Source organism: Pseudoalteromonas sp. S16_S37 (assembly GCF_014694405.1).
Lineage (GTDB): Bacteria > Pseudomonadota > Gammaproteobacteria > Enterobacterales > Alteromonadaceae > Pseudoalteromonas.
In genome coordinates this window covers 1-12,204 of sequence record NZ_JAAUWV010000087.1, presented here as the reverse complement: position 1 = coordinate 12,204, position 12,204 = coordinate 1, and the positions used below count along the sequence as shown (strand labels likewise).

Sequence of the window (12,204 nt, the reverse complement as noted above, 5' to 3'; positions counted from 1 at the left end):
ATTGGCACGTGAAAATCAAACAACAAAAACGTTAGATGGTTAACCGACTCTAAAGATGGCAATCCAAATTGAACAACCTCAGTTTTTTGAAAAACCGAGATTTTCAGAATCGACTAATTTGTATTGGCAACGCTTAAACCAGTTCAACTTCGTTATGTCAGCTAGCCGTTAAAATCGTTCACGGCAAACACATATTGAGGGTCTCTTATTGCGTTCTTATCGCTGCCTAGATCAGTCGGTACAACTTATCGTTTAGGGCCACTAGACATTTATCGGTTAACCTTAATCTGGCACTACTCAAGGGGATGGCTCGTTCGTCCAGTTAGTTAAAGGTGAGTAACGCAGTTATCAGCTAAGGTGTAAACGATTCAATTCATTGCTTAAATGAATGCGCACCAATGAGGAGTCTAATCAAGACAAAATAGCTTATGTCGTCGAGAACATTTACCCGTAAAACACAGCTTTAGCTGACTTAACTATATATAATATGGGGCTGTTTATGCCTATTTAGTTTGGGGAGCAGCTTACCGTATTGCGCAACTTAGCTTTTTTCATACCAACACTTGCCATAATGCTAATCAAAGTAGGGTAGGTAAACCAACGGCAACATCCAATAATTTGCCATGTCATAACCAGTCTTCGATACGTATTTGAAAGCAATATAAATGCGTTTTGTTAGAGCAAATGAACGCTTATTTATTTTTAAAACCTTACTCTGACTCAACCTTGTATATTTCAAAGCCCCTACTTTGGTAATTTTGCAAAGCACTTGGGTGATCTAAATCGCAGGTATGAACCCAAAGTCGCTTTGTTGAGCCAATTGACCATGCTGATTCAACTGCGTGGCTTAGCAACGCTTTACCATACCCTTTACCAATAAATTGCGCTGTTAAACCAAAATAGGCAATTTCAACGTTGCCCTCAGGTTGTAGGCTTAACTCATAATACCCTGCAATCGCGCCTTGCACATAGGCTACCCAAGTACGGATACAGTTTTTAGTTAAGTGGGCTCGCCACCGCTCAATTGGCCAAGTCAGCTTGTCAGTCCAACCCCACGGCTTACCCACAAAGGAATACAAAAACAGGTTAAACTCAGGCTGCAACTGTTCAACTTCAATAATTGATAAACCGCTTGGAAGCGCATAAGGGGCAAAGCAGTCTTTACTGTGCATCTCTAAATAATATGTTTTCATTGTACTGATCTCAGGTTCCATCGTAATACGCTGATGTTAATATTTTTATCACATCTATCTAAATTTATTTTGTTTTTATTACCCTAAATACTCCAAGGCGAATAGTCGCCTAAAATAATTGGCTAGCCCAGCTGTAGAGCATTGATATTATGAGAGTAAATGAGTATGTTTTTAAAACACCCTCTAAATTCAATGCTTAGCAGCAAGGACTATGTATGAAGTGGCTTTCAGTCGTAAGTGACACTGTTGATGTAATCGCATTTTTTGTGGTTGAGAATTGGTCTGCGGTATTTGGATTCATAATGGCCGTGTTAGGCATATTGTTCGCCTTTCAATTACCCAGAAAGTATGTACTTAGCAAGCTTAGCTTTGGGAGCAAGCAATCGCTGCCAATAGGCTTTGATGATCCTGAATGGTTAGCAGGTAAAGAAGGGTTAAGGGCGCGATTGCGTGCGGATATTCAAGCTTATGTCGCTGCGCCAAAAGAGTTGGGTATATTCAAATTATTGTCTTTTCTTGAAGAACACACTCGACCTTTGGTTATTACTGGGGATGGTGGCCTAGGCAAAACACGACTTGCGCTTGAGTTGTATCGCGCATCCGGATTTCGAGGTGTGTTGGTACAAAAACATGCGAGTTTAGAAGATGTAAAATCTATTATTGAAGATGCAAGGCTGAACAGGTGTAGAACCTTGCTTATTATTGATTACATAGAGCAAATGGGCGCTCTATATGATGGTGTTCATCAAGCTATCATCAGCCAAAGTGAAGGCTATGCAGTTTTAGTCACAACCACAAGAACGCTCAGCAATGGCTCAGCAGCTATGCAAGGGCCTGAATATTTAAACTCAAGAGCCTGTCAAGAAGTATCACTTAATGAGCCACTTTTACTGCCTTGGCGAAAGCAAGTATGTGAAGAGATACTCTCCAATGCTAAGGTACCGGAGCCGCTGCGCTCTCAAGCTATTGACTCAGCGGTGCCATTGATCGCCACTTTGGTGAGCTACGATTTTAGTAATCATGGCATGACAGATAGTAAAAGCGACAATGATGATGGATATTGGCTGGTAAAAAGGTTACGTCGTCATATTGATAACAACCTAACGGAAGAAGACTTCACCTTTTTACTGTGCCTATATCCAATGGATAAGGCAGTGCGAGAGGGGCTTTCGAAACCATTACGAAAAGCCTCTGATATGCTGCAGCGTCAAGGTTGGGTGTCAACAACGGGCAGTGGTAAAGCGATGCAATGGCACTTAGGTCATGATTTATTATGTGATATCCCACTAGTATATTTTCTGGTTACTGAGCCCGATATTGCATTGCGATTAGAAGCAATTGAAAGATTGGGTGAACATGCTAAGTTGCTGCTAGGACAAAATAACCTAGTCGTTGCATTAAGCAGAGCGCTCAAAAAAATAATTATGGAAACACAGTCACAACATATTGTGCCCACGTTAGCGGCCTGCGCACAGCAAATTGCATTTACATACAAAGAGCGTGATACGGCTTTGGAAATGGTCGATAAGTGTATTTACTCGCTGTCACTGGGTTTGGGTGAGAAGCTACGCATCATTACTGAACTCAGGAGTTTAAGTCGTTTCCAAGTTGATGAGCTGCTGTCAACGTTTAATGAAGAGCTACAAGCATTTATTAAGCTAACTGATGAGCATCCAGCAGACATGTATTCCTTAGTTGGCAGAATGAGCATGGGTAATGAACAAGCCTATAACAGGCTTTGCAGTTTTTATGCACTTACACAGCATCAACAACCTTGTGCCCCGTTAGGGTTGAGGGGGAAGCATTTCCCAGAGTTGTATAGCATAAACAATGACTGCACTAAATTACTTGATGAGTTTCCTGCAGATGACAGTCTCAGTGATAATTTAAGAGTGAGAGTTGCAGAAAACCTATTTCAATATGCAAACAGAATTAAGCGAGATGAGTTACTCCAGTTTGTAGTAGTTCGCTATATGGGTAGTAGCAATATTGAGCTTAAGCTTTTAGCGGCCAAAGCAATGTTTGTAAAAGCACAAATAATGGCGGAGCGAGACAGATGTCCAGAAGCATATAATGAGGTTATCGACAGGTTCAATGCAGACGCTTGCCACGAGATAAGATTACGTGCAGCTATGGCGGCTTTTAATCAAGCCAATGGTTTTTCGAAACGAGATAGTGACCCTGATGCATATAATAAAGTTATCGAGATGTTTGGTAATGATGTGTGTGATAAAGTGCGACACCAAGCTGCAATGGCGGCTTTTAATCAAGCCAATGCTATTGCGAAACGAGATAGTGACCCTGATGCATATAATAAAGTTATCGAGATGTTTGGTAATGATGTGTGTGATAAAGTGCGACACCAAGCAGCTATGACGGCTTTGAATCAAGCTTATAATATTGCAGAACGAGATAGTGACCCGTGCGCATATAATAAAGTTATCGAGATGTTTTGTGATGACGTTTGCCCAAAAATTCAAACGAATATGCGAGATGCGCGAGCCGCGCGAATTGGCTGGTCAGTGGTTGCTCAGCAATATCCACAGGCCATTAAATTTGCTGATGAATACTTAGTCGATTATGCCTCTGACTGTGTTGCTGGCAGCGTGGTTGCCTTTTTAGCATGGCTTGCGAATAGAACTCAAGATAACCAACTACGCTACGAAAAGATAGTTCAAGGGCTTGGCAAGCAACCAACCCATTGGACGTTTGATGAGTTTGCTGAGCTAATAGATTCATTACCTGAAGAAGATAAGCAATATGCACTAAAAGCCATTGAGCGCTTGGAAAGAACGTATGAGCATGACGAAGACGTTAATCAATTAGAATTAGAGTCGGCTTAAAACGATAAAAGGGCCTTGCGGCCCTTTGGTGAAGTATCGTTCAAGTTAGTATGAAAGCCTTAACCCCTTAAGGCATTCAACCAATTGTTTTGCAAATGCGGCATATCTCGTTAAGTTTCTAAGCTAGCGAGAGGAAAAACCCTGCAATTGCTGCGCTCATCAGGTTAGCCATTGACCCTGCTAAAACCGCTCTGAGCCCTAAGCGTGCGATATCCTTTCTACGACTTGGCGCCATACCGCCTAGTCCGCCTAGTAAAATTGCTATCGATGATAGGTTAGCAAAGCCACATAACGCGAATGTGACAATCGCTTGTGTATGTTCGCTTAACCCATCGCGATAATTCATAAAGTCTAAGTAGGCGACAAATTCGTTCACTACTAACTTTTGACCGATAAAGCTACCGGCTGTTACGGCTTCATCCCATGGCACGCCAATTAGCCATGCGACTGGGGCAAATACGTAACCTAAAATCTCTTGCAATGTTAAGGTTGGATGGTCAAACCATGCGCCAATGCCACCTAACATGCCATTTAACAAAGCAATTAATGCTACAAATGCCAGCAGCATTGCACCAACGTTAAGGGCTAAATGCATACCGCTTGATGCGCCTGCTGCGGCTGCATCAATAACATTAACTGGTTTGTCTTCCTCAGCGCATACATCCGCTAAGTTTTGTTTTGGTTGTTCTGTTTCTGGCACAATCATTTTAGCCATCAAAAAACCACCAGGGGCTGCCATAAAGCTCGCCGCAATTAGGTATTTAAGTTCTACACCTATTGCCACGTATCCGGCCATCACCGAACCTGCTACTGTAGCCAAACCACCCACCATCACGGCGAATAGTTCAGATTTTGTCATCGTTGGTATAAACGGTTTAACAATCAAAGGTGCTTCCGTTTGACCTACGAAAATATTAGCCGTCGCTGACAAAGATTCTGGCTTTGATGTTTGTAACAGCTTTTGTAAACCGCCACCTAAAATTTTAATGATCCATTCCATAATGCCCAAGTAGTACAAAACAGCTACTAAAGCAGAGAAGAATACGATCACGGGTAATACTTGTACCGCAAAGATAAAGCCCAAAGAGCTTTTGTCTGCCAATGGTCCAAATAAAAACCCAATCCCGTCATTGGCATAACCAATCACCGCTGAAACTGCGCTCGACATGCTCGCTAAAGCGTTTTTACCCGCTTCAACAAACAGTACAAAGCCACCGATTGCCACTTGCATCAAAAATGCAACGCCAACCGTACGTTTGTTTATAGCGCTACGATTTGTTGAAAAAACGTACGCAACGCTCAGTAGCATTAACATGCCCACTAAGCTCATTATTGTTGTCATGCCCTAAAGTTCCCGTTTTATTCTTGCAGTAAGTATTTTATTTTACTTTTAATTATATCAATCGCAACGCGATTCATACCGCCACGGGTGACGACCAAGTCGGCATTGTGCTTTGAAGGCTCAATAAACTGATAAAACATCGGTCTTACCGTTGCTTGGTATTGTTCCACCACCGACGGCAAGCTTCTACCACGTTGCTCAATGTCACGTTGCATACGACGTAGTAAACAAATATCTAAAGGCGTATCAATAAACACCTTGATATCAAATTCTTCACTCAATGCGGGATCGCTGAGTAACAAAATACCCTCAATAATTAAAATCTTTGCGGGCGTTACTGTGCGAGTTTCGTTACTACGAGTATGCTGAGCATAATCATAAGTAGGTACTTCAACTGCATTACCTTTTCTTAGCTGCTCTAAATGAGTGCGCAGCAAGTCATGTTCAAACGCATCCGGATGGTCATAGTTAGTTTGAGTTCTATGCTCGAACGGCAAATGCGATTGATCTTTGTAATAAGCGTCTTCTTCAATAATGGCAATCGCGCCTGACTCAAGCTCGTTAACCAGTTCATTGTAAATTGTTTGTGTAAAAAGAGATTTGCCAGAAGCAGATGCTCCAGCAATAGCTATAATTGTTCGTGTCACTAAAGTTCACACCCAGCAGTTGTTAACGTTGGAAGATCACAATAGCAAAAAAGACACGATTAATCTCTTTTGCTTCGCTTAGGATGCAAATTTAGCGATTTTGCAGACAACAAAACAGGACTTATGTCCTGTGAGACAAAATCAACAACTTCAAAGCAGTTCGTGAATTTTGTTATGCTTTTATGACAGCGGACTTATGTCCTGTACGATTATTCGGAGCAACAATAAAGTAGCAATCAATGGGAGCGCAAGTTGAATAATTACACACATGTAAACCCAAGTCTTGTAAATATGAGGTAACTAATGGCAAGAGCAATCATTTTAATGGCAGATAGCCTAGGCATTGGCGCCGCACCAGATGCAGATAAATTTGGTGATGTTGGTGCAAATACGCTTGCACACCTCTTACAAGCTTATAAAAAAGAAACTGGCAAAGCACTGTCTTTACCGAACTTAAGTCGCTTAGGTTTGATAGACGCTTGCGAAGCGGCAGGGGGCAAAATCTGCGAAGTAAGTGAGCGCCAGAATCCTCAAGCAGCTTGGGGTTATGCCAAAGAGCTTTCAAGCGGTAAAGATACGCCATCAGGTCATTGGGAAATGGCTGGTGTGCCTGTGTTGTTTGATTGGGGCTATTTCCCAAATACAACACCTTGTTTCCCTCAGGCGTTTGTAGATGAGTTATGCAAACGAGCTGAGATTCCTGGCATTTTAGGAAACTGCTATGCCTCAGGAACAACCATTTTAGAACAACTGGGTGAAGAGCATGTAAAAACTGGCATGCCTATTTGTTACACCTCAGTTGATAGCGTTTTTCAAATAGCCGCTCATGAGCAATCATTCGGCCTTGACAAGCTTTATCAAGTATGTGAAATCGCACGGGCACTGCTTGATGAAATGAATATAGGACGAGTGATTGCGCGGCCGTTTATAGGCACTTCGAGTGCCGACTTTATTCGTACGGGTAATCGTAGAGATTATTCGGTGTTACCACCTGCTCCGACAGTGTTAGATAAGTTGGCAGCTGATGGTGGTGAAGTGATCAGTGTAGGTAAAATTTCTGACATATATGCGCATCAAGGCATTACTCAGAAACACAAAGCACCAGGGTTGATGAACTTGCTAGAGAAAACCTCTGAGCTAGTAGATAGTGCCCCTGATCACAGTTTGATTTTCACCAATTTAGTGGATTTTGATGAAAAATTTGGCCATCGCCGCAATGCAGTTGGATATGCGCAGGCATTAGAGCAATTTGATGCTTTTTTACCGACTATACTCAATAAACTGCGAAGCGATGACTTGCTGTTGATAACTGCCGACCATGGTTGTGATCCAACAGCACCAGGTACAGATCATACTCGCGAGTATGTGCCAGTATTGGCTTACACACCGGGTATGATAAATGCTCCATTAGGAGAGAGACAAAGTTTTGCAGATATAGGTCAAACCCTTGCCCAGTGGTTTAATTTATCTGCGCTTGAGTATGGTGAAGGGTTTGTTACTTCACTAAACAAAGCATGAAGAAGGAAAACAATCGATGAGCACACCTCATATTAGTGCAAACAGTGGTGATTTTGCTGAAACAGTATTAATGCCAGGCGACCCGCTTCGAGCACAATATATTGCGGAGCACTTTTTAGAAGATGCGCGTCAAGTGACTGGTGTTCGTAACATGTATGGTTTCACTGGTACTTATAACGGTAAACCAGTAAGCATCATGGGTTCGGGCATGGGTATTCCTTCAATGTCTATCTACGCTAAAGAGCTAATTGTAAGCTATGGCGTAAAAAATCTGATCCGAATTGGTACTTGTGGCGGTATAAGTAAAGACATCAAAATTCGTGATGTGATTTTTGCACAAGGTGCAAGTACAGACTCAAATGTAAACCGTGCTCGTGTTCGTGGTTATGATTTTGCAGCGATAGCCGACTTTGGTTTATTAGAAAACGGTGTAAATGCAGCTCGCAAACTTGGTATTGACGCGAAAGTTGGTAACGTATTCACAACCGACACTTTTTATCAAGCAGACGGCTCTTTTTATGAGCAGCTAGACAAGCTAGGCATTATGGCTGTAGATATGGAAACTGCAGGCATGTATGGCGTTGCTGCTGAATACGGTGCAAAAGCGATGGCTCTATTTACCGTGAGTGATCATGTTATTACCGGTGAAGCCACACCGAGCGAAGAGCGTCAGAGTACGTTTAACGAGATGGTTAAAATCGCTTTAGAGTCTATTTAAAAATTTATATTTGCGGGTTTAGCAAGGCCCTCAAATGAATAAGTTCCTTGGTAACGTAATCGCAGAGTTTTGGAGACACGCCTAAAACAAAGCGAATCACACCCAAAAAGCCGCACCTAGTGCGGCTTTTTTTTGCCTGTCACTTTGTAAAACATCTAGGTAAATTGCTTAGATCAAAGCTATGCTTTTGATAGCGTCACGGTTTGGGAGTTACTTCTAGATGTCGATTACTGCTTTGCTATTGTCTTCGTTACTCATGCTGCCTGTAAGTGCAGTACAGCTAGATGAGTTGAAAAGACTCTCCTCTAGTGAGCCTGATAAAGCGTTGCAGCTATATTCTCAATTGGTTGAGCAAGTAAACACCACCACCGACAAACAAACATTGGTCGATTTGCATTACGAGGGGTTGTTAGCTGCGTTAAATTCTGCGCAGTGGCCTGCTTTTGAAAGCATTGTAAAAAGGTTATATGACACTGAATTATCAAGTTATGTTGAACCAATGAAGTTCACTTTGCTAACCAGAGTAGGTGTTGCTTATCGCTACAACAATCAGCTAGAGCAAGCTCGAATTCACTACACATGTGCGCTTGCACAGTCTGCGAGTGACTTAGAACTTGCGCTGCTTAAGGTTAATTTAGCAATTGTATATAAATTATCTGATCAGCCAGCTATGGCATTTCAGCTTATTAACAGCATTGATGAAAAACAGTTATCTATGAAAGTGAAGGCAGGCTATTTAGTTGTAAGGGGCAATATACTTAGTTCTTTGGGTAAGTTTGAGGATGCGCTCAGCAGTTTCGATCAAGCGAGAGAACAGTATAGTTTGCTTGGTGATCAGTTGTCTAAAGTAGGGGTTACATTCAATATTCTCGGCGCAGCGTTGGCATATAAATCGTTGGACAAATTTGCTGATTATCGAACTGGCTTTGAAGCTTTGCTTAAAGAGCAAGACTCGCAGTATTTATATTGGTTAGATGTCATTGCGCAATCTATCAAAGCACAGCAGGTTACTGCTGAGCACGAAAAGTGGCTCACCGAGCATATTAAGCCGTTACTAAAACGAGGCTACGCTACCGATATTAAGGCCCATCTAGAAGCAATTAACATGCAACACCTTTATCCTAAACAAAAGCCAAAACGGCGAGGGGATAAGTCTTTATCTGAGTTTTTGGGTGCGCCATGGTGTCCCAAATTTTGACTTTATTGGTATATCTGCCATGGTTTAATTCAAAGAAATGCTGTGCCTTTAGTGTGTCTGCACACCTAAAAGCAATGACTCAAAACTGCTTTAATTGCGAGCATAACGGGGAAAATACATGCCACAGTGGGTAACAGGTAAAGTACTCGATGTAAATTGGTGGACGCCAAGCTTATTTAGTTTAAGGGTATGCGCTGATGTGCAACCATTTAAAGCTGGTCAGTTTACAAAGCTAGCAATGCAAATAGGCGATAAACGCGTTGCTAGAGCATATTCTTTTGTCAACTCTCCACAAGACCCTGTATTGGAATTTTATTTAATTGAAGTTGCAGATGGTAGTTTGTCTCGTAAACTGTCAGAACTTAAGGTTGATGATGAAATATATGTTGACGCTCAAGCAAATGGCTTTTTAACGCTTGAAGAAGTGCCAGATGCGGATGTGCTATGGATGTTAAGCACAGGCACTGCAATAGGTCCATTTTTGTCGATAATTGCACAGGGAAAGCTATGGGAGCGGTTTAAGCGTGTGATATTGGTGCATGGTGTACGCCATAATGATGACCTCACTTATCAAACTCAAATTATGGCTACTCAGCGGTTATTTAAACAATTTACCTATATTCCTGTAGTATCAAGAGAAGCGCCCCAATCTGGTCTAGCAGGGCGGATCACTGAGGTATTAAAATCAGGCGATTTGAGTGCTTATTGTGGTTTGCATGAGTTACCTAAGTCTAGTCATTTTATGATTTGCGGCAATCCACAAATGGTGAAAGACACGACGGAGCTGTTAATAGATAGAGGCTTTAAAAGACATCGGCGCGCAGAGCCTGGCCATATAAGTGTAGAGCAATATTGGTGATCCAAATGCAACCTGACATTATTTGCTTACCTATTGGTTTGTAAGTTAAACAACATAAATTTGGTATAAAAATGAGTGAAGACAAAAGAATAAAACTACTGTATCGCGTTGAACCTGGGTGTTTAGGCCCTACAGGTGTTGATTATGTGGAAGGTTTTTGCCAATTTGCGAATAAAATAATCAAACCGCCAGTGTATGCTTTGTTTAATTTTGTTCCACGCTATGACAAGTCATTGCCAGAGCGGGAATACAAAGTAGGTAATAAAAATTTATCGTCCAATCAGGTTGTGGCTTACTTAGAAAGGCTTGATAAAGATAAAGACGAATTTGAAGAGCAAATAGATGAGCTACTTTCGCACGCCATCGATGCTTATTTAAAGCGGTTGTAAAATAGAGTTAATTATATGATATATAAGCTTTGTTTTGCTTTTTTACTGATTTCTCAGTGCAGCTTTTCGCAAACAATAAAGTATGTTGATGCAACCTCTTTGTGTAATAACCCCAACAATATGTACTTTGTGAAAGTGCTCGAACTGGCTTTGTCTAAGGTGTCGGATGATAAGCAGCATATGTGGTTACAACCGATAGATGTGCTGGTCACTTAAAACCGCCAGTTTATTGAGCTTCAAAAGAAGAACATTGATGTTATGTGGACTATGTCTGCTAAAGCACGCAGTGAACAAGCGCTTGCGGTGCCTGTTCCCCTTGCTATTGGTCGCTACGGTATTCGTCTGTTGGTGATCAATACAAGTGAATCTCATTTTTTAATGCGCTGACGGGTGTTTCCCAATTAAAGCGCTTAAAAGCGCTCGTTGGCAGGGATTGGCCAGATGCTGATATATAGCGTGATAACGGTTTTTTGATTGAAAATACCTACGGTGATGAAGAGCTTTATAAAGTTTTACAACAACATACTGGCTACTATTTTCCAAGGGCAATTACCGAAGCCAACACTGAACTGCAGGCTATCAAAGGGGATAAACTCACTGTTTGGCCTAAGTTCGTATTGCAGTATCCCGCAACGATGCACTTTTATGTGAGAAAAGACAATCTGGAGTTTGCCCAGTTACTTGAAAAGGGCTTAAAGATAGCACTGGATGACGGTAGTCTAGAGCAGTTGTTTTTTTCATTTGCTCATCATCGTAAAGCATTTGCTGCTTTTGATTTAAGTAATGCGCAATTTATTCAGTTACAAAATCGGCAAGCAGAGCTGGGCAGTGCTGCCCAGCAGGTTTACAAGTTACAAAAACGGTTACTCGACAGAGCACTTACGAATGTGCAATCAGCTCATTAAAACTGGCATTGTCGTGCAAGCTGGCAAATGCTGCTTCGTGTAATAGCTCATTTTTTAGATTAGGCGCATATTCTAAAGCCATACGAATATCCGCCATAGCGTCGGCATGTTGATGTAGCATTGCGTAGGCACATGCTCTTTGCCAGTACGCATAACCATAATCGTTATCCATATCTAACGCTTGATTACACAATTGAATTGCAACGCCAGTTTGGCCAAGCTCTAGCAAGGCGTCTGCCTTGTAGGCAATTGCTTCAACATCCTCAGGTTTACGTTTTAGTATTTCATCATAAATTTCAATTTTTGAGTTCATATCGCTTTCTAAATTAGCGCGCATCCAAAGCGAGTGAACTTCGTTGGTAATGGTTATTTTTTTGTGACTGTTCAAGATCTCTTCAGAGCGCTCTTTTAATTTTGATTCAAGGACTTGTAGCCTTTGCTCATATTCTTGCGTAATGCTGCCCACGCGCTCTTTAACTAACCTGAGCTGCGCATAAGAAAATGAACTAAAAGCCCTTGTGGTGATCAGATCTTTCGACCAAGAAACATAAGATTACCAAGGACAAGGGCATGAATAACTTAGACGCAATTT

At 41.7% G+C, this 12,204-nt stretch carries 11 protein-coding genes and 1 pseudogene; 8 read left to right on the top strand and 4 right to left on the bottom strand.

All coding sequences use genetic code 11. The annotated features are described in order from the left end of the window. Positions 1-710 precede the first annotated feature (710 nt). On the bottom strand, positions 711-1,193 hold the full coding sequence (locus HC733_RS20995) for a GNAT family N-acetyltransferase (RefSeq protein ID WP_190366933.1): 483 nt from the start codon (positions 1,191-1,193) through the stop codon (positions 711-713). A 215-nt stretch (positions 1,194-1,408) separates the two neighbouring features. Between HC733_RS20995 and HC733_RS20990 the strand changes: the two genes are divergently transcribed. Further along, positions 1,409-4,036: a hypothetical protein gene (locus HC733_RS20990; protein WP_190366932.1), complete on the top strand. Its 2,628-nt coding sequence runs from the start codon at positions 1,409-1,411 to the stop codon at positions 4,034-4,036. Positions 4,037-4,154: 118 nt separating this feature from the next. Here the strand turns inward: HC733_RS20990 and HC733_RS20985 are convergent, their stop codons facing one another. Beyond that, positions 4,155-5,378, bottom strand: a complete 1,224-nt coding sequence (locus HC733_RS20985; protein WP_190366931.1) for a NupC/NupG family nucleoside CNT transporter — start codon at positions 5,376-5,378, stop codon at positions 4,155-4,157. A gap of 17 nt (positions 5,379-5,395) precedes the next feature. Continuing rightward, complete coding sequence (gene udk, locus HC733_RS20980; RefSeq protein WP_190366930.1) at positions 5,396-6,025, bottom strand: uridine kinase; 630 nt, start codon at positions 6,023-6,025, stop codon at positions 5,396-5,398. 303 nt (positions 6,026-6,328) lie between these two features. Here udk and HC733_RS20975 point away from each other — a divergent pair, with 303 nt between their 5' ends. From HC733_RS20975 to HC733_RS20945, 7 genes are all read left to right on the top strand, one after another. Further along, entirely contained in the window at positions 6,329-7,543 is a 1,215-nt protein-coding gene (locus HC733_RS20975; protein ID WP_190366929.1) for a phosphopentomutase, read from the top strand. A 16-nt stretch (positions 7,544-7,559) separates the two neighbouring features. Further along, positions 7,560-8,261, top strand: a complete 702-nt coding sequence (gene deoD / locus HC733_RS20970; protein WP_190366928.1) for a purine-nucleoside phosphorylase — start codon at positions 7,560-7,562, stop codon at positions 8,259-8,261. Positions 8,262-8,481: 220 nt separating this feature from the next. Next, positions 8,482-9,459 (top strand): hypothetical protein, encoded by a 978-nt coding sequence (locus tag HC733_RS20965; RefSeq protein ID WP_190366927.1) that lies wholly within the window; start codon positions 8,482-8,484, stop codon positions 9,457-9,459. Between the two features lie 118 nt (positions 9,460-9,577). Beyond that, complete coding sequence (locus HC733_RS20960) at positions 9,578-10,318, top strand: ferredoxin--NADP reductase (RefSeq protein WP_190366926.1); 741 nt, start codon at positions 9,578-9,580, stop codon at positions 10,316-10,318. Positions 10,319-10,389: 71 nt separating this feature from the next. Further along, the gene (locus HC733_RS20955) at positions 10,390-10,707 is read left to right on the top strand and encodes a hypothetical protein (RefSeq protein ID WP_194710106.1); all 318 of its coding nucleotides are present in this window, start codon (positions 10,390-10,392) and stop codon (positions 10,705-10,707) included. A 15-nt stretch (positions 10,708-10,722) separates the two neighbouring features. Then, entirely contained in the window at positions 10,723-10,923 is a 201-nt protein-coding gene (locus HC733_RS20950) for a hypothetical protein (RefSeq protein ID WP_190366925.1), read from the top strand. Between the two features lie 254 nt (positions 10,924-11,177). After that, positions 11,178-11,612: a hypothetical protein gene (locus tag HC733_RS20945; RefSeq protein WP_190366924.1), complete on the top strand. Its 435-nt coding sequence runs from the start codon at positions 11,178-11,180 to the stop codon at positions 11,610-11,612. On the opposite strand, the pseudogene HC733_RS20940 reads toward HC733_RS20945, so the two are convergent. Further along, positions 11,587-12,093, bottom strand: a pseudogene (locus HC733_RS20940) (TPR end-of-group domain-containing protein); the annotation flags it as partial. The gene HC733_RS20945 and the pseudogene HC733_RS20940 sit on opposite strands and share 26 nt — an antisense overlap. Positions 12,094-12,204: the final 111 nt, after the last annotated feature.